Source organism: Nocardiopsis sp. MT53 (assembly GCF_019598965.1).
Lineage (GTDB): Bacteria > Actinomycetota > Actinomycetes > Streptosporangiales > Streptosporangiaceae > Nocardiopsis > Nocardiopsis changdeensis.
The window spans coordinates 3,420,224-3,442,750 of record NZ_CP080599.1; the positions used below are offsets into that span (position 1 = coordinate 3,420,224).

Below are 22,527 nucleotides of genomic sequence, written 5' to 3' on the forward strand. Positions count from 1 at the left end.
GCAGGGAAGGCCCTCATGACCACCACGACGAGCGTGATGCGCTCCGAGATCGCCGAGCAGCCCGACGCGCTGCGCCGCACCTTCGCGGAGCTGCTCCCGCTCCGTTCGGAGATCGCGGCCCTGGGACGCGCCACCAAGCACGTGCTCTTCATCGCCCGCGGTTCCTCCGACAACGCCGCGGTGTACGGGAGCTACCTCCTCCAGGCCCACGCCGGACGGCTGGCCACCCTGGGCTCGCCCTCCATCGCCACCGCCTACGGCTCCAAGATCGACCTGTCCGACGTCCTGGCCGTGGCCATCTCCCAGTCCGGCAAGACGGAGGAGATCGTCGAGACGATGCGCTGGGCCGCCGACTGCGGCGCCCGCACCGTGGGCGTCACCAACGGCGCCGACTCCCCGCTGGCCGCCGAGGCCGACGTCGCCCTGGTCACCCGGGCCGGGAACGAGGTCGCGGTGCCCGCCACCAAGACCTACAACACCCAGCTCGCCGCCCTCGCGGTGCTGGCCCTGGGCCTGGGCGCCGACCTGGACCCCGCCGACCTGGACCGGGTGCCCGACGCCATCGAGGAGACCCTCGCCGCGCCCACCGACTCCCTGGAGGAGATCGTCGAGCGCATGGTCGCGGTGCAGGGGGCGGTGATCTCCGGGCGCGGCATGGCCTTCTCCACCGCCCTGGAGGCCGCCCTCAAGCTGAAGGAGGCCTGCTACCTGCACGCCATGGGCCTGTCCTACGCCGACCTGCTGCACGGCCCGATCGCGGTCGTCGACCCGCGCACCCCGGCGCTGCTGGTGGCCGCCCCCGACGGCCCCACCCTCGCGGGCACGGTCGCCCTGGCCGAGCGGGCCCGCTCGGCCGGCGCCCCGGTGTTCGGCTTCGGCGGCGGGTCCGCCCTGGCCGCGGCCAGCGACCTGTCCGTCCCCGTCCCGGACGTGCCCGAGTGGGTCTCCCCGATGAACCTCATCGTCCCCGCCCAGCTCCTCACCGAGCGGCTGGCCCGGCGCCTGGGCTACAACCCGGACGTCCCCCGGGGCCTCAACAAGGTCACCCAGACGGCCTGAGCCGCGCCCGGGACCCGGTGCCTGGCGCCCCGGGTCCCGGAGCCCTAAGCTCCCCCCACGGGGACGTAGCGGTCCCCACGGCACAGCAGGAGGACGACACATGGCGGACAAGGCAGCGGCGATCGTCGCGGGTCTGGGCGGCGCGGGCAACATCGAGGACATCGAGGCGTGCATCACCCGCCTGCGCACCGAGGTCTCCGACGCGTCGCTGGTGGACGAGCAGGCCCTGAAGAACACCGGGGCGCACGGCGTCCTGATCTCCGGCAACGTCGTCCAGGTGGTCGTCGGCCCCGAGGCCGACTCCCTCACCGACGACATCCGGGACATCATCGACGGGTAGCGCGGGCGGCCGCGACGGCGGACACCGCGCCGGGCGACGGGTGGAACGCAGGCCCGTTTCCCGTCGGTCCGGATGAAATCCCCCTGACAGGGAAGAGAGCCCCCATGCCAGACCTCAACGGATCCCTCAGCGTGTCGTCCCCCGTCCGCGGCACCGCCCTCCCCCTGGAGACGGTGCCCGACCCGGTGTTCTCCCAGGGGATGGTGGGGCCCGGTGTCGCCGTCCACCCCGAGCCCGGCCAGGAGGGCGGGCAGGAGGGCACCCAGGAGGTCACCGCCCCCATCGACGGCACCCTCGTCAAACTGCACCCCCACGCCTTCGTGGTGATGGCGCCCGACCAGCGCCGGGGCGTGCTCGTCCACCTGGGCATCGACACGGTCAAACTCAAGGGCGAGGGGTTCACGCTCCTGCTCGGGGAGGGTGCCGAGGTGACGGCGGGCACGCCCGTCGTGCGCTGGTCTCCGGGGTCGGTGGCCGCGCGCGGGCTCCCCGCGGTGGTCCCGGTCGTCGCCCTGGACGCCGCGCCCGGCGACCTGGGATCCGTCGCCGAGGGCGGTGTGGACAACGGCGAGACCCTCTTCACCTGGGCCTGAACACCACGGCCGGTGCGCCGCGCCGCGCGTCGGTCGTGGTGTTCCGACCACCCCCGCCGAGGGGGTAGTCTCCGGCGGACCAGCGATCCGCCGGAGATGAAGTCCCACATGAGAAGCCCCGTCACCCGAGTCCTGGCCTGCGCGGGAATCGCCCTGCTCGCCCTCACGGCCTGCACCACGGCACCCCAGGAGGAGGACACCTCGCCACGCGAAGAACCGTCGCCGTCCGAGCCGCCCTTCGAGCCGGTCCTGGCCCCGCGCCTGCTCGCGGAGATGGACCTGGACGCCAAGATCGGCCAGCTCCTGGTGCTCACCGCCCAGGGCACGACGGCCGCCGACAACGCCGCCCAGATCGAGGCGTACCGCCCTGGCGGCATCATCTACTTCGACGCCAACCTCACCGGCGCCGCCCAGATCGCCGAGTTCTCCAACGGGGTCCAGGAGCTCTCCCCGACCCCGCTGTTCGTCGGCGTGGACCAGGAGCAGGGGCTCGTGGTGCGGCTGCCGGTCGGCACCCGCTTCCCCGACGCCATGGCCGTCGGCGCCACCCGCGACCCCGAGCTGGCGGCGCTACGCGCCACGACGACCGCCACCGAGCTGGCCGCCCTGGGGATCAACCTCAACTACGCGCCCGACGCCGACGTCAACACCGACCCGGCCAACCCGGTGATCGGCATCCGCTCGTTCGGCTCCGAGCCCGACCTGGTCTCCGAGATGGCGCTCGCCGAGGCCGACGCCTACGCCGGGCAGGGGATCGTCCCCGTCGTCAAGCACTTCCCGGGGCACGGCGACACCGACGTGGACAGCCACACCGGGCTGCCCGTCATCGACCTGCCGCGCGACCGGTGGGAGGCCGAGCACCTGCCGCCGTTCCGCGCCGCGGTCGAGGCGGGCGTGGACGCGGTCATGACCGCCCACGTGCTCATGCCGCAGCTGGACCCGGACGAGCCCGCCACCCTGTCGTCGGAGATCATCGGCGGCATCCTGCGCGACGAGCTCGGCTACGAGGGCGTGGTCACCACCGACGCCCTCAACATGGAGGGCGTGCGGCAGCGCCACTCCGACGGGGAGAACGCGGTCCTGGCCCTGGAGGCGGGCGTGGACCAGCTACTGATGCCGCCGGACCCCGCCGCCGCGGTCGCCGCGATCAAGGCGGCCGTCGAGGAGGGGCGCCTCACCGAGGAGCGCATCGACGAATCCGTGCTGCGCGTCCTCTCCCTCAAGGAGAAGCGCGGCATCCTGGAGGCGGACCCGGTCGATCCGGCGGCGGCCGAGGAGGCCGTGTCCGACCCGGAGCACGCCGAGGCCGCCCAGCGCGTGGCGGACGCCTCCGCCACCGTGCTGCGCAACACCGACGGGGTCCTCCCGCTCGCCCCCGGCGCCCGGGTGCGCGTCGAGGGCACCAATGCCGACCGGCTCGCCGCCGCGCTCACCGAGGCGGGGCTCGAAGTCGTCACCGGTGACGCCGACGCGGTGATCGTGGGCACCAACACGGCGCCGGTCGGACGCTCCACGGCGCCCACCGTCGCCGTGTCCCAGGGCGGACCGTATTCGCTGGCCTCCTCGGACGTGGACGGGTTCGTCGCCGTCTACTCCGCCGTCGACGCGTCCCTGGCGGCCGCCGCCCGGGTCATCGCGGGGGAGGTGGAGCCCACTGGGACGCTCCCGGTGTCGATCCCCGACACGGCCGAGTTCGGCGCGGGCCTGTCCTACTAGGGGCCGGGGCGAGCGATCGGGCGGAAGGGTTGAAACGGGCGGGGAACGGGAAGAACCGTTGCCCGCCCGATCCCGGGCATCCGAGGTCGGGTGATACGACGACACGGATGGAGGGGATCGGATGGACGGCATCCGCCGAGGAGTCATCTCCGACTGGGGAGGCGTGCTCACACCCCCGCTCCCGGACGGGATCCGGGCCTGGCTGGCCGCCGACCGGATCGACGCCGCGCACTACTACGAGGTCATGACCCCGTACTTCGACGGCAGCCTGGTCGACGACAACCCCGTGCACGCGCTGGAGCGCGGGGAGATCGACACCGCGCTCTTCGAGCGCGACCTGGCGTCGCTGCTGCGCTCCACCCACGGGGGACCGGTGATCGCCGAAGGCCTGATCGAGCGCATGTTCGCCTCCTTCGCCCCGGTTCACGACATGTACGAGGCGCTCCGCGACGCCCGCCGTTCGGGCGCGAGCACGGCGCTCCTGTCCAACTCGTGGGGGAACGGCTACCCGCGCGAGCACTTCGTCACCACCTTCGACGAGGTGGTCATCTCCGGCGAGGTGGGAATGCGCAAGCCGGAACCGCGCATCTACCTGCACACCTGCCAACGGATGGGGCTGCGGCCCCAGGAGTGCGTGTTCATCGACGACCTGGAGCACAACGTCCGTACGGCCGAGGAGCTCGGGATGACCGGCATCCTGCACACCGACGTGGCGACGACCACGCGCGAACTGCGGAGCTTCCTCACGGCGGACCGCGAAGCCGCCTGACGGGTGCGGCAGACTTCAGGGTGACCGTCCCACCTTCCGGAGAGCCGCGATGTACGTCTTCCTGCCCAGCACCCTCCCCGCCCTCGCGACCGTCCTCGACGAGGGGAGGGTCCGGGTGCCGGTGGCGTTCGCGGCGGACACCGACGACGAGGAGGCGGAGTACGAGGCGATGTACGCGGCCGCCGAGGAGTCGCTGCGCCTCCTGGCGCAGGACCCCGCGGCCCCCCGCCGCCGCGTCGTGCTCGTCGCGAACCTGGCCGACCACCTGGTCGAGGAGGAGGGGCGAGAGGGACCGGACGTGGTCCGCGTCCGCATCACCGGCGATTCGATCCCGTACAAGCGCCTGGCCTCCGCGCACATCGACGACGAGGCCGCCGCCCCGGACGTCGCCGCAGCGGTGGCCGACCCGGACTCCGGCGCCGCGGACGACCACGAGCTCATGTGGTACGCGCTCCAGGAGCTGCGCCACCTCCTCGCCTGATGCCGGGCGGAGTGGTTCATGACGGGGGCACGGTCCGCCGGCCCGCCGGGCCCGGCAGCCCGTTCGTCCGCGCGCTCCTCGCCCACCTCGAGTCCTGGCCGGGGGCGCCCCGCCACCTCGGCCTCGAGGACGGGGACGAGGTCCTGGAGTACCTGCCGGGGGCGGTGGCGGCGGCCCGCCTCCTGCGCGGGTTCCACGACCTCACCGAGGGGACACCGCTCGCGGCGGGTGCGGAAGCCGTCTGCCACAACGACATCGCGCCGAAGAACACGGTGTTCCGCGGGGGACGGCCGGTGGCCTTCATGGCGCACCTGTGCCGGCAGTTCCTCGGCCTGGGGCCGACTGCTGAGGCCGGGGCCTCGGCCCGCGCCATCGCGGCGGTTCGCGATGCCTACGGCCTGCCGGACCCGCAGGGTGCCCTGGTGGACCGCGTCCTCTGGTGGCAGACCCTCACCGCCGACGGCATTGAAGAGGGAGCCGCCCGGGGCGACGCCGCCCTCCGCGCGTTCGTGGAGCGCGGAGCCGTCGCCGAGGCCTGTGCCGCCCACCGTTGGGTCACCGCCCACCGGGAGACCTTGGCCGCCCCTTGAGCCCGCGCTCCGTACCTGCCACGCTGACTATCGAACGCGGGACGCCGCCCTCCTGGGAAGGTCTCGGAGAGATAACGCGCCGCGTTGTCCCAGGTCATTAACTGCAAGCCCCGCGCACGCGGGGATGGACCGGGGTTCTACGAGAACTTCCTCATGTCGGGCACGCAAGCCCCGCGCACGCGGGGATGGACCGCGGGAGAGGTTCCCCCTTCGGCTGCCGACCTGGCAAGCCCCGCGCACGCGGGGATGGACCGGCGGCCCCGGCAGCACCCCCGCACCTGATCCAGCAAGCCCCGCGCACGCGGGGATGGACCGCGAGCCCGCAGCTCCGTCACGGGGGCCCTGGCGCAAGCCCCGCGCACGCGGGGATGGACCGGCGGCCGTCCGCCGCGCCCGGGAGCGGGCCCCGCAAGCCCCGCGCACGCGGGGATGGACCGGGGTGGCCACCCCCCTGGCCAGTGGCCACCGCGCAAGCCCCGCGCACGCGGGGATGGACCGCTGAGGCGGCCGTGGACCTGGACGGTCACGGCGTCAGCCCCGCGCACGCGGGGATGGACCGATCGACGCCGCCGTCCCGTCCGTGCTCGCCCAGTCAGCCCCGCGCACGCGGGGATGGACCGACAGCTGGGCGTACACCATCGCCCCCCGGCTCGTCAGCCCCGCGCACGCGGGGATGGGCCGGTGTTGCGCTGGAGGTACTGGTCACGCACCCCGCAAGCCCCGCACACGCGGGGGTGGACCCGTCACGCTGTACCAGGTGGCGTTGCCGTCGGCGTCAACCCCGCGCACGCGGGGACGGGCCGGGACGGCTCTGCCGGACCGGGCAGCGGGGCGTTGGCGCCGCGCCGGCGGGGCCGTTCGGGTGGTCAGGTGGGGGAGGGGAGGTCGGCGAGGCGCTTGTGGAGGAGGGCGCGGTCGTCCTCCGGAAGGCGCACGCCGAGGCGGTCCAGCCACGGGTCGAGGTCTTCCGGCGCCAGCTCCCCGTGCCGGGTGGGGGAGCCCGGGGCGCGGAGGGTGACCGAGTCCTGGGTGAGGCTGGCGTGGATCCCGTCGGGGAGGAAGCCCGTCACCACCAGCATCCTGCGGAACACCGAGTCCGGGTGGGTCGCGACGAAGTGGTTCCCCGCGACCAGGTCCACCGGGTACACCTCCGACTCGTGGGTCACGTGCAGCGGCTCCCACCCCTGCCCCCGCTGCTTGCGCAGCTCCCAGCCCCGCGACCGCCCGCGGGCCACCCGGGCGAGGCCGAAGGTCATCCCGCCCCCGCTGCTCCGGGCCCCGTCCTCCATCGCGATCGGCCGCCGCATGCCCGAGCCGAACCCCGGGTCGGCCAGCAGCCGCCGGCCGTCCAGCACGACCTCGACCAGCAGGTGCGTCCGTGCATTCTCGCCTGCGGGGCCGACCGTGCCCAGCCGCCGGTGCACCTCGAAGCCCAGCCGCTCCAGGGCGGCCGCGAACAGCACCCCGTGCTCGAAGCAGTACCCTCCCCGCCCCCCGCCCAGGAACTTCTCCTGCACGCCCCGGACGTCGACCGCCGGGGACCGGCCCAGGAGCGCGTCCACGGTCTCGAAGGGGAACGCCCTGATGTGCGCCTCGTGCAGCCGGTCCAGGTACTCCCCGTCCGGCCGTTGTGCGGGCACCCCCAACCGGTCCAGGTAGGCCGTCAGGTCCAGGGCCTCGGTGCCCCATGAGGTCGTCATGGCGGATCTCCTCTCGTCACCCCGTTGCAGCGCGGGCGGATAACGGGGTGTTCCTGGAGGAACCCGGAGGAACGGCGCGGGAATATCTCAGGGGCGCAGGTCGCGTCGGAGTACCGTGCGGAGGTCGCCGGGCGGCCGACCGGTGATGCGTTCGACCGTGTCCGTGACGCGGTCCTCGGCACCCGAGGCGATGAGGCCGTCGAGCCGCACCAGCATCCGTGCCACCTCCACCGGCATCGCCGCCGCCAGCGCCCGCTCCACGTCGCCGGGTTCCAGTGACTCGTGCACGACCTCCCGCCCCGTCACCTCGCCGTAGATCGCGGCGACCTCGTCGTAGCCCAGCGCCTCGGGTCCGGTGAGGACCGGCTCCCGTTCGACCGGCTCCGCGCCGGTCAGCGCGTGCGCGGCGACCGCCGCGATGTCGCGGGCGTCGACGAACCCCACCCGTCCGCCCTCGGTGGCCGTCGCGATCGCCCCCTGCTCCCGGAACCCGGTCGCGTGCGGGTGGTCCCCCACGAAGTTCTGCATGAACCACGACGGCCGCAGCACCACCGCCTCGTCGAACACCTCCAGCACCATCCGCGCCACCCGCCCCACCACTGGTCCTCCGGTGGGAACGGCCGACGCGCCGAGCAGCACCGCCCGGCGCACGCCGCGGCGGTGCGCCCGCTCCAGGAACGGCCCCATGGCCTCGACCGGGTCCGCGTCCAGCGGCGGCGGCACCAGGTACACGCGGTCGACGCCGTCGAGGGCCGCGTCGTGGCCGCCCGGGTCGTACCAGTCGAACCTGACGCCCCGCCCCGGTCCCGGACGGCGGCTCGCCGCGACCACCTCCGCGCCGAGTCCGTCCAGCACGGGGATGAGCGCGCGGGCGGTCGTCCCCGTCGCCCCCGTCACGAGGACCTTCACGCGCCCACCCCCGCGGCCTGCGCCACCAGCGGGTCCCAGTAGTCGCGGTAGGAGGTGACCCGCCCCTGGGCCACCTCCAGTACGACCACGTACCGCTGCTCGTAGGGCGCGCCCGTCGCCCTGACCCGGGCGCTCAGGCCCATCTCGATGACGGCGCGGCCCGGGTCGGTCGTCTGATGGACCACCGTTTCCGGCTTCGCGCCGAACTCGAACAGCTCCGGGACGCCCGCCATGTACGCCAGCACCGCCTCCCGCCCGTCGAGCCGCCGGACCGCGCCCGGCGGCGCGAACGGGAACTCCATGACGGCGTCCTCGGCCACCAGGCCGGCCCAGCCGGCGGTGTCGCCCCGCCACAGCAGGTCCATCAGCTCGTGGAACACCGCTTCGGGTGTGCCCTGCTCCACGCCCATCCCGCTCCCCCCATAAAATCGGACCATCGGTCCGGATCAATATACGGACCGCCAGTCCGTTTAACAAGGGGGAAGTGTGGCCCGCGAGAACGAACGCGCCGACGCCGCGCGCAACCGGGCGGCCATCCTGGCCGCCGCGGACCGGCTCTTCGCCGAATCACCGCACGGCACCGCGGTGTCCATGGACGAGATCGCCGAGGCGGCCGGGGTCGGCAAGGGCACCCTGTTCCGCCGCTTCGGCGACCGCGCGGGCCTGGTGCGCGCCGTCTTCGACGCGCGCACCGCCTGGTTCCGCGAAGCGCTGGCCGCGGGCCCCGAACCGCTGGGCCCGGGCACCCCGCCCCGGGAACGGGTCTTCGGGATCATGGAGGCCCTGGTGCGGATCAAGCTCGACAACACCCACCTGACGCAGACCCTGGAGGAGGCGCCCGCCGGGCGCGGCGCCGAGCTCTTCGCCTCCGAGTCCTACCGCCTCGTCCACGGTCTCCTGGCCGACGCCGTCGCCCGCGCCGGCCAGGCGCCTCCGGCGCCGGACGCCGCGTGGACCGCGCACGTCCTGCTCGGCGCCGTCCGGGCCGACCTGGTGGGCCACCTCGTCGCCGCCGAGGGACTCACCCGGGGCCGGGCGCTGCGCGACGTGCGCGCACTGGTGGAGCGGCTCCTCGGACCGTGACCGGTTCGGCCCCGGTGTGGCCGGTCCCGGACGGGGTTCTCGACGGGAAACGCCCGTGCGGCACAATAGGGGGGTCCGACTGTCGTGCATCACCCGAGGAGTTCGCCATCAGCCGCCTGGTGCTATGGAACATCGACCTCACGCTCCTCGACGTCGGCCGGGTCATGCGGGCCGCCTACGCCGAGGCCTTCGAGAAGGTCACCGGTGAGCCCCTGGTCTACCTGACCTCGACCGCGGGCCGTACGGACTCGGAGATGTTCTTCGAGTTCTGCGCCCGCAACTACGTCGACATCGAGCCCGACGTCGACACCCTCGCCCAGTTCCTCGCGGCCCTGGAGGCCGCCTTCGAGACCCGCGCCGGGGAGTTGGCGGCCAAGGGGCGGGTGATGCCCGGGGCGGCGGCCTCGCTGGCGGCCGTGGCCTCGCTGCCCGACACCGTGCAGACGGTGGTCAGCGGCAGCCCCCGGACGGTGGCCACCGCCAAGCTGGTGGCCTTCGGCCTGGACCCCTACCTGAACCTGGCCATCGGCGGCTACGGGTCGGTCAACTACCCCAAGTCCACGCTCATCCAGTCCATCCGCCTGCACGCGGCGGAGGGCGGGATGATCCCCGACTCCAGTACCGTCCTGATCACCGACAACGTCTCCGACGTCCGGGCCGCCCTGATCGGCGGGGCCGTCCCGGTCGGGGTCCTCAACGGCCCCACGACGGAGGGGCAGCTGCGCGACGCGGGCGCGCAGGTCGTCCTGCCCGACCTCACCGACCCCCGCGCCGTGATGACCGCCGTCCATCAGGCGACCGATTCGACAACGGCTCGATAACGACACGTACGTCTCCGACCGGGTCGAGGTGAACCCTCGTGCACATCGCCACCGACCGTCGCAATCCGCTTCTTACAGTGTGTAACCGTGGTTTAACGGTGTTGCTCCTGCCCTCCGACGTGAAAAGCAGTAGCCTGTGTTCTTGGACGAGGCAGTGACAATGGGGTCTGAAGCCTCTTTCTTCCAGCCTGTGCGCACAGGTCACACCACCACCACACCGCTCCCGGGGTCCCGTGCGGCCCTGGGTGCTCACGTAAAATCACACATCAGCTCAGGGATTCACAGGGCACATGACCCGGTGATCCCACAGCGCTCGTGCGACGTTGCTCACAAAGGAGTGAGATAGACACATGTCCGGGCAATCCGACGGCACCCTCCAGCAGCTGCTCGCCGAAGCGGCGACCAAGTGGTCCCCCGGCCCGCGGCTCGGCGCCGACGAGGCCGAGGCCGTCCGCCGCTTCCTCCCGCTCTACTACCGGCACACCGACCCGGAGGAGATCGCGGGCCGCACCCCCGAACAGATCTGCGGCATGGCCGAGGCCCACCGCGCCTTCGGCGCTCAGCGCCGCCCCGGCCGCGCCAAGGTCCGCGTGCACACCCCGACCGTCGAGCGCGACGGCTGGGACTCCCGGACCAGCATCGTCGAGACCGTCACCGACAACGCGCCCTTCCTCGTCTCGTCCGTGACGATGGCCCTGCGCGAGCTCAACGCGGGCGTCCGCCTGATCATCCACCCCCAGATGACCGTGGGCCGCGACCTGGAGGGCGAACTCCGCCAGATCGACCCCGAGCTCGGCGGCGACGGCCTGCTGCCCGTCGACGAGTCCTGGATGCACATCGAGATCGACCGGCAGACCGACCCCGAGCGGATCAAGGAGATCACCGACCGGCTCGAGTCCGTCCTCAACGACGTCCGCTACGTGGACGAGGACGCCGCCAAGATGAGCGACCGGGCCATCCGGATCGCCGACGAGCTGGCCGCCTACCCCGACCGCCTGGTCGCCGGGGGCGTGGACGCCCGCGAGATCGGCGAGAGCGTCGACTTCCTGCGCTGGGTCGCCGGGCGCCACTTCACCTTCATGGGCTACCGCGAGTACACCCTGGTCACCGACGAGAACGGCGACGACGCCCTGCGCCCGGAGCCCGGCACCGGCCTGGGCATCATGCGCATGGACTCCCCGGCCTCCACCAGCTTCGCCGCCCTGCCCCCGGAGATCCGCGGCAAGGCCCGCGAGCCCTACATCCTGGTGCTCACCAAGGCCAACTCCCGCTCCACCGTCCACCGGCCCAAGTACCTGGACTACATCGGCGTCAAGAAGTTCGACGCCCAGGGCAACATCGTCGGCGAGCGCCGCTTCCTGGGGCTGTTCACCTCCCAGGCCACCAACACGGGCATCGCCCAGATCCCCATCCTCCGCCGCAAGCAGGCGGAGATCCTGGCCCTGGCCGGGTTCGAGGCCGACAGCTACGACGGCCGCGACCTCACCGAACTGCTGGAGACCTTCCCCCGCGAGGAGCTCCTCCAGATCCCCGTCGGCGAGCTGTACACCATCGTCCGCGGCGTCATGCGCCTGCGCGACCGCCGCGGCACCAAGCTGTTCATGCGCCGCGACCCCTACGGCGGCCGGTACATGTCCTGCTTCGTGTACATGCCGCGCGACGAGTACAGCACCCGCGTGCGCCTGGACATCCAGCAGGTGCTCGGCGAGGCCTTCCACGGCGCGACCATGGACCACAACGTCATGATCGGCGCCGCCCCGCTGGCCCGCCTCTACCTGGTGGCGCGCGCCCGCCACGGCGAGACCCTGGCCGACATCGACCAGCTCGCCCTGGAGGAGAAGGTCCGCCGGGCCGCCCGCTCCTGGGACACCGACCTCGACGACGCCCTCACCGACGCCTTCGGCCCGGACCGCGCCACCGAGTACAAGGAGCGGTACGGCTCCGGCCTCTCCGAGGCCTACAAGGTCGACAACCAGCCCGAGGTCGCCGCGCGCGACATCGGCGCCCTGGAGGAGCTGCTCGCCCGCACCGCGCCCGACGAGCGGCGGGGCGCGTTCTCCGCCAGCCTCTACCGGCACCCCGACGACGACGCCTGGCGCTTCCGCGTCCACCGCGTCGGCAAGCCCATCTCGCTCTCCCGGATCCTGCCGGTCCTGGAGCACCTGGGCGTCGAGGTGGTCGACGAGTGGCCCTACGACATCGACGTCCAGGGCGTGGGCCGGGTCTGGATCTACGACTTCGGCCTGGGCCCCGTCACCGCGGCCGACCTGCCCGACGAGCGGCTCAAGAAGCTGTTCGAGGACGCCTTCGACGCCTCCTGGCGCGGCCTGGGCGAGTCCGACCGGTTCAACACCCTGGTGGTCCGCGCCGGGCTGGACTGGCGCCAGCTCACCGTGCTGCGCGCCTACGCCAAGTACCTGCGCCAGGCCGGGTCCACCTTCACCCCCGACTTCCTGGCCGACATCCTGGCCGCCAACGTCGGGATCACCGGCCTGCTCGTCGACCTGTTCCAGACCCGCTTCGACCCGGACCAGCCCGACGAGGGCCGGACCGAGCGCACCGAGGCCCTGGTCCGCAAGATCGAGGGCGAGCTGGACTCGGTGGCCAGCCTGGACCACGACCGCGTGCTGCGGTCCTTCCTGGCCGTCATCAGGGCCACGCTGCGCACCAACCACTACCAGGGCAACCCCTACCTGGTGCTCAAGCTCGACCCGCAGAGCATCCCGGACCTGCCCCAGCCCCGGCCCAAGCTGGAGATGTACGTCTACTCGCCGCGCGTCGAGGGCGTCCACCTGCGCTTCGGCCGGGTCGCCCGCGGCGGCCTGCGCTGGTCGGACCGGCTGGAGGACTTCCGCACCGAGGTCCTGGGCCTGGTCAAGGCGCAGATGGTGAAGAACTCGGTGATCGTCCCCAGCGGCGCCAAGGGCGGCTTCGTCTGCAAGCGCCTGCCCGAGGGCGGCACCCGCGAGCAGGTCATGGCCGAGGTCGTCGCCTGCTACAAGGACTTCATCAGCGGCCTGCTCGACGTCACCGACAACCTGGTCGACGGCGCCGTCGTCCACCCCGAGCGCACCGTCCTGCACGACGGCGACGACTCCTACCTGGTGGTGGCGGCCGACAAGGGCACCGCGACGTTCTCCGACACCGCCAACGAGATCTCCAAGGGGCGCGGCTTCTGGCTGGGCGACGCCTTCGCCTCCGGCGGCTCGGTCGGCTACGACCACAAGGCCATGGGCATCACCGCCCGCGGCGCCTGGGAGTCGGTCAAGTACCACTTCCGGGAGATGGGCGTCGACGTCCAGAGCGAGCCCTTCACCGCGGTCGGCATCGGCGACATGTCCGGTGACGTGTTCGGCAACGGCATGCTGCTGTCGCAGCAGATCAAGCTGGTCGCCGCGTTCGACCACCGGCACGTGTTCCTCGACCCGGACCCGGACCCGCACACCTCCTGGGTGGAGCGCAAGCGGCTCTTCGAGCTGCCGCGCAGCAACTGGGAGGACTACGACCCGGCGCTGATCTCCGAGGGCGGCGGCGTCTATCCGCGCTCGGCCAAGTCCGTCCCGGTCAGCGCGCAGGTCCGCGCGGCCCTGGGCATCGAGGACGACGTCACGGCGCTGACCCCCGACGAGCTGATCCGCCGGGTCCTCACCTCCCCGGTGGACCTGCTGTGGAACGGCGGCATCGGCACCTACGTCAAGGCCGCCTCCCAGACCCACGCCGAGGTCGGGGACAAGGCCAACGACCAGGTCCGCGTCGACGCCACCGAGCTGCGCGTCAAGGTCGTGGGCGAGGGCGGCAACCTGGGCCTGACCCAGCCCGCCCGCATCGAGTTCGCCCGCGAGGGCGGCCGGGTCAACACCGACTTCATCGACAACTCGGCCGGCGTGGACACCTCCGACCACGAGGTGAACATCAAGATCATGCTCGACCGGGAGGTGCGCGACGGCTCCCTGGACGCCGACGAGCGCGACCGCCTGTTCATCGACATGACCGACGAGGTCGCCGAGCTGGTCCTGGACAACAACTACGCGCAGAACACGGTGCTGGCCGCCGCCCGCAAGCAGGCCCACCAGATGCTGCACGTCCACGGCCGCTACATGCGCCACCTGGAGCGCACCAAGGTCCTCAAGCGCAAGCTGGAGGACCTGCCCTCCGACAAGGCGATCGCGGAGCGGCGCGCCGCGGGCCAGGGCCTGACCGGCCCGGAGTTCGCGACGCTCCTCTCCTACACCAAGATCAGCCTCAAGGACCAGATCGGCCTGTCCGACCTGGCGCAGGACCCGTACCTGGCCGACACCCTGGTCGGGTACTTCCCGACGCCGCTGCGCACGGAGCGGTTCGCGCGGGCGGTGGCCACCCACCCGCTGCGCCGGGAGATCATCGTCAACCAGGTGGTCAACCAGATGGTCAACCGCTCCGGGCTGACCTTCGCCTTCCGCCTCAACGAGGAGCTGGGCTCCAGCGCCGCGGACATCGCCCGCGCCTACCTGGTCGTCCAGGAGGTGCTGCGCCTCCAGGAGTTCTGGGGCGGGGTGGAGGAGCTGGACCACCGCATCTCGGTGGACGGCCAGCTCACCCTGCTGCTGGAGACCCGCAAGCTGGCCGAGCGCTCGGCCCGGTGGCTGCTGCGCAACCGCACCTTCCCGTTCGACATCCGCACCGAGATCGGGTTCTTCTCCGAGGGCGTGGGCGGGGTCCTGGGCCGGCTGGTGGGCCTGCTGCGCGGCCGCGACCGCGAGGCGTTCACCGAGCGCCGCGACCGGTACATCGGCCAGGGCGTCCCGGCCGAGCTGGCCGAGCGGGTCGCGGCCATGGTGCCCGCCTACTCCACCCTGGACCTGGTGGAGATCGCGCACCGCACCGGCCGGCCGGTGGAGAAGGTCGCCGAGCTGTACTTCGAGCTGGCCGACCGGCTCAACATCAGCTGGTGGCGGGAGCGGATCATCGACCTGCCGCGCGACGACCGGTGGGGCACGATGGCGCGCGGCGCGCTGCGCGACGACCTGTACGAGGCGCACGCGGCCCTCACCGGCCGGGTGCTGGAGTCGGGCACGCCGGACGACTCGGTCGAGGCGCTGATGCTCTCCTGGTTCGAGCAGAACCGCGAGGCCGTCCAGCGGGCGGGGATCACCCTGTCCGAGATCCAGGAGAACGAGCGGTTCGACCTGGCCACCCTGTCGGTGGCGCTGCGGTCCTTCCGCTCCCTGGTCGACGACTGACCCCCGTGCCCGCCCCTCGGGGCGGGCCGCGGGGTGACCGGGGCCGTCCGCAAGGGCGGCCCCGGCCGTGTTCGCCGGTGGCGGTCCCCGCGGGGCGGGGGCCTACACTGGGGTCCGTGGCAGAACTGGACCCAGCAGAGAAGATCAAGGACCTCGCGGCGACCCTGGCGAGCGTCACCGCCGTCTTGGACCTGGAGGCGATGAGCACCCGGATCGAGGAGCTGCGCGAGCAGTCCGCCGACCCGGAGCTGTGGGCCGACCAGGGCAACGCGCAGAAGGTGACGCGCGAGCTCTCCAGCCTGGAGTCCATGGTCAACAAGATCGAGGGCATCGGCCGGCGGCTCGACGACCTGGGCGTGCTCTACGAACTGGCCGAGGCCGAAGAGGACGCCGACACCAGGGCCGAGGCCGACCGCGAGCTGGAGCAGCTCCGCAAGGAGATCGGTGAGCTGGAGGTGCGCACCCTCCTCAACGGCCCGCACGACGAGCACGAGGCCCTCGTCACCATCAACTCCCAGGCGGGCGGCGTGGACGCCGCGGACTGGGCGCAGATGCTCCAGCGCATGTACCTGCGCTGGGCCGAGCGGCACGGCTACCCCACGGAGATCTACGAGACCTCCTACGCGGAGGAGGCGGGCATCAAGTCCACCTCGTTCGCGGTCAAGGCGCCGTTCGCCTACGGCACCCTGCGCGGCGAGCACGGCACCCACCGCCTGGTCCGCATCTCCCCGTTCGACAACCAGAACCGGCGCCAGACCTCCTTCGCCGGCGTGGACGTCGTCCCCGTGGTGGAGCAGAGCGACCACATCGACATCGACGAGACCGAGCTGCGCATCGACGTGTACCGCTCCTCGGGTCCCGGCGGCCAGGGCGTCAACACCACCGACTCGGCGGTGCGCATCACCCACCTGCCCACCGGGATCGTGGTGTCCTGCCAGAACGAGCGGTCCCAGCTCCAGAACAAGGCGACCGCGATGACGATGCTCCAGGCCAAGCTGCTGGCGCGCAAGCGCGAGGAGGAGCAGGCGGCGCTGGACGACATCCGCGGCGAGTCGGTGAGCAGCTGGGGCACCCAGATGCGCAACTACGTCCTCCAGCCCTACCAGAGCGTCAAGGACGTGCGGACCGGCATGGAGACGGGCAACACCGCTGCGGTGCTGGACGGCGAGATCGACGAGTTCATCGACGCCGAGATCCGCTGGATGCGCAGCCGGGAGCGGTCCGAGGACGCCTGACCCCACGACACGCCGACCGGCCGGGCGGCCCGCGCGGGACCGGGGACCCCTCCCCGGGGCGTGCGGGCCCCGGCCGTTCCGGTCTCGTGGAGGACGGGGTATCGGACCCCGGCGCGGCCGCGGGGACCGGGGACCTTCTCCCTGTAATATCCGGGGTCCGGCCGCACGGAGCGACCGCGGTGACACCCTGGGTGTCGGTGCGGATGCTACGGGTGAGCATATTGGGAAGAATGCGCAGGTTGTATCCCAATGGTGATGCTCACGACTCCGCGGTTTTACCGAAACGGCTATATGTGAACGTTATCATCGGTTGACGCCTCCGATATGCTCGGGGCTGTTGTCCGATAGTGTGCGGAATCTTCGGGTGCGACGCGGCCTGGACGATCCGGGTCGTTCCCCCCTCTACACTGTCGGTTGGCCATGCGGCCGGTACGATCCCCGCACGGAGTCCTCTCCGCGTCGGGTACCCATACCTTCGAGAACCTTGTGATGCGCCTGTGATCCACTTCGACAACGTCACCAAGGTCTATCCGACCCAGAAACGCCCCGCGCTCGACGGCGTTTCCATTGACGTAGACAAGGGCGAGTTCGTCTTCCTCGTCGGCCCGTCCGGCTCCGGCAAGTCGACCTTCCTCCGCCTGGTCCTCAAGGAGGAGAAGCCCGACAAGGGCCGCGTGCACGTGGCCGGCAAGGACCTCGCGCGCCTGTCCAACTGGAAGGTGCCGCACCTGCGCCGCCGCATCGGCTGCGTCTTCCAGGACTTCCGCCTGCTGCCGAACAAGAACGTCTTCGAGAACGTCGCGTTCGCCCTGGAGGTCATCGGCAAGCCCCGCAGGTTCATCCGCAAGGTCGTCCCCGAGGTCGTCGAGCTCGTCGGCCTGGAGGGCAAGGCCGGACGCATGCCCAACGAACTGTCCGGTGGCGAGCAGCAGCGCGTCGCGATCGCCCGCGCGTTCGTCAACCGCCCGCAGATCCTGCTGGCCGACGAGCCCACCGGCAACATCGACCCCGCGACCTCGATCGGCATCATGAAGGTCCTGGACCGGATCAACCGCACGGGTACCACCGTCGTCATGGCGACCCACGACGCCGCCATCGTCGACTCGATGCGCAAGCGCGTGATCGAGCTTGAAGAGGGCCTCGTGGTGCGCGACCAGTCGCGCGGCGTCTACGGCCAGGCGTACTGACCTTCTGGCGCGCCCGGCGCCGGGCGTCCCACCCCGCCGAGGACCCGACCGGCGCGGCGAACCACCCAAGGATGGACCTTTAACAGATCATGCGAGCACAATTCGTTCTCTCCGAGACGTGGATCGGCCTGCGTCGGAACCTGACGATGACGATCGCCGTCATCACCACGGTCGCCATCTCCCTCGCCCTCTTCGGCGCGGGCCTGCTGGTCAACCAGCAGGTGTCCGAGATGCGCAACTACTGGGACGAGCGGATCACGCTCACCATCTACATGTGCAACGAGATCTCGCCGACCCCCGTCTGTCAGGAGAACGGGCCCGCGACCGACGAGGACCGCGCCGCGCTCCAGGACAAGCTGGAGGGCATGGAGCAGGTCCAGGACGTCACCTACCTGACGGCCGCCGAGGCGTGGCAGGACTTCCAGGAGCGCCTGGGCGCCTCCAACGAGGCCCTGGCCGCCGCCGCGCAGGAGGGCGACATCCCGGACAACTTCCGGGTGCAGCTCACCAACCCGGAGTACTACGACACCGTGCGGGCCGCCGTCGAGGGCAGCCCCGGCGTCGACTCCATCTCCAACGACCAGCGGGTCCTGGAGCAGTTCTTCGGCCTGCTGGACGGGCTCAAGTGGTCCGCGCTGCTGGTCGCCGGCGTGCAGCTGGCCGCGGCCGCGCTGCTGATCGGCAACACCATCCGCCTGTCGGCCTACAGCCGCCGCCGCGAGACCGGGATCATGCGCCTGGTCGGCGCCTCCAACTTCTACATCCAGCTGCCCTTCCTCCTGGAGGGCGCGATCGCCGGCCTCGTCGGCGGCCTCATCGCCTCCGGGTTCATCGTGGCCACCCGGTTCACGCTGCTGACCCGCGTGGAGGAATGGTTCCAGTTCGACATCGCACTGGGCACCGGCGCGCTCATGTACGTGATCGGTGTATCGATGATCCTCGGTGTGCTGCTGTGCACCGTCACCTCGTTCCTCACCCTGCGCCGGTACCTCAAGGTCTGACGCGGGCCGTCGGGGACGGACACGACCGAACCGGGGGGCCTCGTGCCCCCCGGGCGTATTGAAGGGACACCCCAAGTGGCACGGGAAACCGGGCGCAAACTCATCGCGCAGAACCGGCGCGCCCGGCACGAATACCACATCGACGAGACCTACGAGGCGGGCATCGTCCTCACCGGTACCGAGGTGAAGTCGCTCCGAGAGGGCCGGGCGTCCATCGTCGACGGGTTCGCGCACATCGGCGACGGCGAGGTGTGGCTGGAGCACGTGCACATCCCCGAGTACTCACAGGGCACCTGGACCAACCACGCGTCCCGCCGATCGCGTAAGCTACTCCTGCATCGCGCGCAGATCTCGCGGCTCATCGGCAAGACCCGGGAGCCCGGCTACACGCTGATCCCGCTGGCGCTGTACTTCAGTGACGGTCGGGTCAAGGTCGAGATCGCTCTGGCACGCGGTAAGCGCGAATACGACAAGCGTCAGGACATCGCCGAACGCGAGGCGAAGCGGGACATGGAACGCGCGCTCCGCCAACGCAACCGATGAGGCGCCCGAAAGGAACACACACGGTGTCCCCCCGTCCCCACGGCCGCAGGACCGCGGCCGCCGGCAGCGCCCTGATCCTCGCTGCCACCCTGGCCGCCTGTACTCCCGACCCCAGCCCCGAGGTGGCGGTCAGGTCCTTCCTGCTCGCCTGGCAGAGCGGTGAGCACGCGGAGGCGGCCCGGTACACAGACGGCGACCCGGAGGAGGTCGAGCGCGCCCTCACGGACATGAAGGAGCAGCTCGACCTCGCCTCCCTGCGCTTCGGGCTCGGCCCGATCTCCCGGGAGAAGGACAGCGCCACCGCCGAGTTCTCGGCCCACGCCGACCTCGGCATGGGCGACCCCACCTGGGACTACACCGGTCGGATGCCGCTCACCTGGGGCCCCGACGGCTGGAAGATCACCTGGTCCTCCGGGGTCCTGCACCCCGAGCTGAACCCCGAGGAGCGCCTCGCGGTCAGCTACGAGGCCCAGGAGCGCGGGCAGATCCTCGACAGCCAGGGCCGGCCCCTGGTCGCCGCCGACCGGGTCAGCGCCTTCGGCGTGGTGCCGGCCGAGATGGAGGACAAGGAGGCCGGGGTCACCGAGCTGGCCCGCCTCCTCGACGAGGACCCCGACCGCCTGCTCAACCGCGTGCGCTCCGCGCCGCCCGAGCAGTTCCAGCCGCTGGTGCTCATGCGCAACTCCAGCGTGGACGGGGCGCTGCTGGCCGACGTCCGCGAGATCTCCGGCGCGGACGTGCAGGAGGTGGAGATCAACCTGACCCCGGCCGCGGCGCCGTTCGTGGTCGGCGAGGTCGCCGGCACCGCCGAGCACCGGGTCTCCTCCCGGGTCCCGGGCACCTACCAGGCCGGCGACACCGTGGGCCTGAGCGGACTGCAGAACATCTACCAGCACGAGCTGGCGGGCTCGGCGACCACCCAGGTCGTCACCCTGGACGCCGACGGGCAGGTCACCGGGGTCCTGGAGTCCTGGGAGGGCGAGCAGAGCGGCGGCGTCGACACCACGCTCGACACCGACGTGCAGCGGGCCGCCGAGCACGCGCTCACCGGGATGCCCGGCGACGCCTACCTGGTGGCCGTGGCCCCCGGCACCGGCGAGATCCTGGCCGCCGCCAACGCCTCCGGCAACACCGGCGACGACAACGCCTTCACCGGGTCCTACAAGCCCGGCGGGACCTTCGGTGTGATCGCCGCGCTGGCCGCCCTGGAGACGGGCGCCGCCACCCCGACCAGCGAGGTGCCCTGCGGGCCCAGCGTCGAGATCGGCGGGCAGACCTTCACCAACCCGAGCCAGGGCTCGCTCAGCTTCGACCCCAGCCTGGTCCGCAACATCGCGTTCGGCTGCAACGTCGGGTTCGCCGCCCTGGGCGAGGAGGTCGGCGCCGAGGCGCTGGCCGCGACCGCGCAGGAGCTCGGCGTCGGGGCGAACTGGCAGCTGCCGGTCCCCTCCTCGCCGGGCGAGGTCGAGATCGGCGGCGGCGAGGTCGAGACGGCCTCGGCGATGATCGGCGAACACGGGGTGCGGGTCAGCCCGCTGACCATGGCCCTGGTCGCCGGTGCCGTCGCCGACGGCTCCTGGCACCCGCCGCAGCTGGTGCGCGACGAGGCCGCCGCCGGGGCCACCGCCCTGGACGCGACCGGCCTGGAGGTGGTCCGCCAGGGGCTGCGCGAGGCCGTCGTCCAGCGCATGCCCGAGCTGACCATGGGGGTCGGCGAGGGCGAGGTGCACGGCCAGGCCGCGCGCACCGAGCAGGGCGACACCGCGCTGCACTGGTTCGTCGGCTACCAGGGGGACGTGGCGTTCGCGGTGCTGGCCGAGGTGGACCCGGCCCAGACGCAGTGGTCGCAGTACGCGGTCACCGCGGCCCAGTCGTTCCTGTCGGGCATGGCCAACGGGGTCCCGGAGACCACCACCGGGGTCCCCGACACCACCACCGAGGCTCCGCTGACGGAGGCCGATCTGACGGCCACCGAGGAGACCGGCTGGTAATCCGGTCGTACATACCATGCCCTGATGGGGCAAAACGGGCGGCCCTTCCGCAACCTTCGGGAGGGCCGCCCGCGTCTTTCCGGATACCTGGCACCGCGACAGGGGGTAGCGGGCCAGCGTGGAGGCAGGACCTCATCTCGGGGGAGATCCTGCCGGTTTCCAACGGTCGGCCCGACCCTGCCGACCGGCCCCCGCGGGAGAGCGTCGACCACTCTGAGTCCGCCCCGCGGGGGTTTCTCCCTGTTCGAAACCGGTCCGCGTCGGCGGGAATCAGCTTGGCCCCCGCGGCGTTGACCCGGTAGAGTGACGAACGAGCCGAAGGACCACGGTCCGGACGCTCGTTGCGGGCACCGCGGGCCACGGCCGGCGGAGCCTTGACAACTGCACAGGGGGTGATCGGTTTCGACTTCGGTCGGCGTTTCAGGGGAAGCGGGTCGAGGGTTGTGTTTGTGACCTCGTTAATCCTGCATTCACGCTAAACACAAGTGCCAATTCCAAGCGCACTGAGTTCGCTCTCGCTGCCTAAGCGATAGCGACTCTGTCGGTCCGGGCTCGTCATCGGCCCGGGTACCGGCATCAGCCAGATGACTCACCGCGCGGATCAGGCCACAGGGCCCGCGCGGGACATTTCAGTGGCTGGGCCCGTCAGCGATGTGTCTGTACAAGCGCTGGGGCCGAGTAGAACGACACTACAGACTGCACCCGGAGAAGCTCTGGTGCGTCATCGAAGGACGCGGGTTCGATTCCCGCCACCTCCACTCCACGACGACCCTGCTCGGGGGCCTACGGCCGCCTCGCAGGGTCGTTTCGGCATGTCCGCCGGGGGGAGACCCCCCGAACCCCCCGAGGCACCCCCCTGTGGCGGGGCCGCGGGGAACGGTTCCGTGGGCGGTACGTGCTCTCACATCGTGACGCGGGCTGTGCCCGCTTTCGGGCGACTCCGCTTGGAGCCTTCGGCTCCTTGCGGGGTCGCCCTTTGTCGTGTCCACCGGGGGGATCGGTCCGGTGGGCGGTGCGTGCTCTCACATCGTGACGCGGGCTGTGCCCGCTTTCGGGCAGCTCTGCTCGGAGCCTTCGGCTCCTTGCGGGGTCGCCCTTTGTCGTGTCCGCCGGGGGGATCGGTCCGGTGGGCGGTGGGTGCTCTCACGTTGTGAGGCGGGCTGTGCCCGCTTTCGGGCGGCTCCGCTTGCGGGGTCGCCTTTTTTGTTCGGGCGGGGTGAGTTGTTCCGGGTGCGATAGGGTTGGCAGGCCTAAAAGATTCTGGCTGGTGTGGTTATTCCAGCCCTCGGT

18 protein-coding genes, 1 other RNA gene and 1 CRISPR repeat array are annotated in these 22,527 nt (G+C 71.8%); of the genes, 16 read left to right on the top strand and 3 right to left on the bottom strand.

What is annotated here, in order from left to right; genetic code table 11:
- Positions 1-15: 15 nt before the first annotated feature.
- The 7 genes from K1J57_RS15270 to K1J57_RS15300 all read left to right on the top strand — a co-directional run bounded on the left by K1J57_RS15270 (position 16) and on the right by K1J57_RS15300 (position 5,548).
- Positions 16-1,059 (top strand): SIS domain-containing protein, encoded by a 1,044-nt coding sequence (locus tag K1J57_RS15270; protein ID WP_220565070.1) that lies wholly within the window; start codon positions 16-18, stop codon positions 1,057-1,059.
- Between the two features lie 100 nt (positions 1,060-1,159).
- Entirely contained in the window at positions 1,160-1,399 is a 240-nt protein-coding gene (locus K1J57_RS15275; RefSeq protein ID WP_220565071.1) for a glucose PTS transporter subunit EIIB, read from the top strand.
- Positions 1,400-1,503: 104 nt separating this feature from the next.
- Complete coding sequence (locus K1J57_RS15280; protein WP_220565072.1) at positions 1,504-1,992, top strand: PTS glucose transporter subunit IIA; 489 nt, start codon at positions 1,504-1,506, stop codon at positions 1,990-1,992.
- A gap of 108 nt (positions 1,993-2,100) precedes the next feature.
- Positions 2,101-3,708: a glycoside hydrolase family 3 protein gene (locus K1J57_RS15285; protein ID WP_220565073.1), complete on the top strand. Its 1,608-nt coding sequence runs from the start codon at positions 2,101-2,103 to the stop codon at positions 3,706-3,708.
- A gap of 121 nt (positions 3,709-3,829) precedes the next feature.
- Entirely contained in the window at positions 3,830-4,477 is a 648-nt protein-coding gene (locus K1J57_RS15290; RefSeq protein WP_220565074.1) for an HAD family phosphatase, read from the top strand.
- Positions 4,478-4,526: 49 nt separating this feature from the next.
- Positions 4,527-4,958: a hypothetical protein gene (locus K1J57_RS15295; RefSeq protein WP_220565075.1), complete on the top strand. Its 432-nt coding sequence runs from the start codon at positions 4,527-4,529 to the stop codon at positions 4,956-4,958.
- Positions 4,959-4,969: 11 nt separating this feature from the next.
- Positions 4,970-5,548 (top strand): trifolitoxin immunity protein, encoded by a 579-nt coding sequence (locus K1J57_RS15300; RefSeq protein WP_220565076.1) that lies wholly within the window; start codon positions 4,970-4,972, stop codon positions 5,546-5,548.
- 106 nt (positions 5,549-5,654) lie between these two features.
- Positions 5,655-6,351: direct repeats of the CRISPR family, unit length 26 nt; unit sequence AGCCCCGCGCACGCGGGGATGGACCG.
- Between the two features lie 63 nt (positions 6,352-6,414).
- On the opposite strand, the gene K1J57_RS15305 is transcribed toward K1J57_RS15300, so the two are convergent.
- The 3 genes from K1J57_RS15305 to K1J57_RS15315 all read right to left on the bottom strand — a co-directional run bounded on the left by K1J57_RS15305 (position 6,415) and on the right by K1J57_RS15315 (position 8,567).
- Positions 6,415-7,248, bottom strand: coding sequence for an arylamine N-acetyltransferase (locus K1J57_RS15305; protein WP_220565077.1), 834 nt, complete (start codon positions 7,246-7,248; stop codon positions 6,415-6,417).
- An 87-nt stretch (positions 7,249-7,335) separates the two neighbouring features.
- Positions 7,336-8,157: an ergot alkaloid biosynthesis protein gene (locus K1J57_RS15310; protein WP_220565078.1), complete on the bottom strand. Its 822-nt coding sequence runs from the start codon at positions 8,155-8,157 to the stop codon at positions 7,336-7,338.
- Complete coding sequence (locus tag K1J57_RS15315) at positions 8,154-8,567, bottom strand: nuclear transport factor 2 family protein (RefSeq protein WP_220565079.1); 414 nt, start codon at positions 8,565-8,567, stop codon at positions 8,154-8,156. The genes K1J57_RS15310 and K1J57_RS15315 overlap by 4 nt, the downstream gene beginning before the upstream one ends.
- 76 nt (positions 8,568-8,643) lie before the next feature.
- Between K1J57_RS15315 and K1J57_RS15320 the strand changes: the two genes are divergently transcribed.
- The 9 genes from K1J57_RS15320 (at position 8,644) to ssrA (ending at position 21,998) form a co-directional block, all read left to right on the top strand.
- Positions 8,644-9,240, top strand: coding sequence for a TetR/AcrR family transcriptional regulator (locus K1J57_RS15320; protein ID WP_220565080.1), 597 nt, complete (start codon positions 8,644-8,646; stop codon positions 9,238-9,240).
- 119 nt (positions 9,241-9,359) lie between these two features.
- Positions 9,360-10,061 carry an HAD family hydrolase gene (locus tag K1J57_RS15325; protein WP_220565081.1) on the top strand — a complete coding sequence of 234 codons (702 nt, stop codon included), beginning with the start codon at positions 9,360-9,362 and terminating at the stop codon, positions 10,059-10,061.
- A gap of 350 nt (positions 10,062-10,411) precedes the next feature.
- A complete protein-coding gene (locus tag K1J57_RS15330; protein ID WP_220565082.1) occupies positions 10,412-15,280 on the top strand; it encodes an NAD-glutamate dehydrogenase in 4,869 nt (1,622 codons plus the stop codon).
- 116 nt (positions 15,281-15,396) lie between these two features.
- Entirely contained in the window at positions 15,397-16,515 is a 1,119-nt protein-coding gene (gene prfB / locus K1J57_RS15335; protein WP_220565083.1) for a peptide chain release factor 2, read from the top strand.
- 497 nt (positions 16,516-17,012) lie between these two features.
- Positions 17,013-17,702, top strand: coding sequence for a cell division ATP-binding protein FtsE (gene ftsE, locus K1J57_RS15340; RefSeq protein ID WP_220565084.1), 690 nt, complete (start codon positions 17,013-17,015; stop codon positions 17,700-17,702).
- A gap of 89 nt (positions 17,703-17,791) precedes the next feature.
- Positions 17,792-18,703: a permease-like cell division protein FtsX gene (ftsX, locus tag K1J57_RS15345; RefSeq protein WP_220565085.1), complete on the top strand. Its 912-nt coding sequence runs from the start codon at positions 17,792-17,794 to the stop codon at positions 18,701-18,703.
- Positions 18,704-18,778: 75 nt separating this feature from the next.
- The gene (smpB, locus tag K1J57_RS15350) at positions 18,779-19,246 is read left to right on the top strand and encodes an SsrA-binding protein SmpB (RefSeq protein ID WP_073384230.1); all 468 of its coding nucleotides are present in this window, start codon (positions 18,779-18,781) and stop codon (positions 19,244-19,246) included.
- Between the two features lie 23 nt (positions 19,247-19,269).
- On the top strand, positions 19,270-21,237 hold the full coding sequence (locus K1J57_RS15355; RefSeq protein ID WP_220565086.1) for a penicillin-binding transpeptidase domain-containing protein: 1,968 nt from the start codon (positions 19,270-19,272) through the stop codon (positions 21,235-21,237).
- Positions 21,238-21,625: 388 nt separating this feature from the next.
- Positions 21,626-21,998: a transfer-messenger RNA gene (gene ssrA / locus K1J57_RS15360) on the top strand.
- Positions 21,999-22,527: the final 529 nt, after the last annotated feature.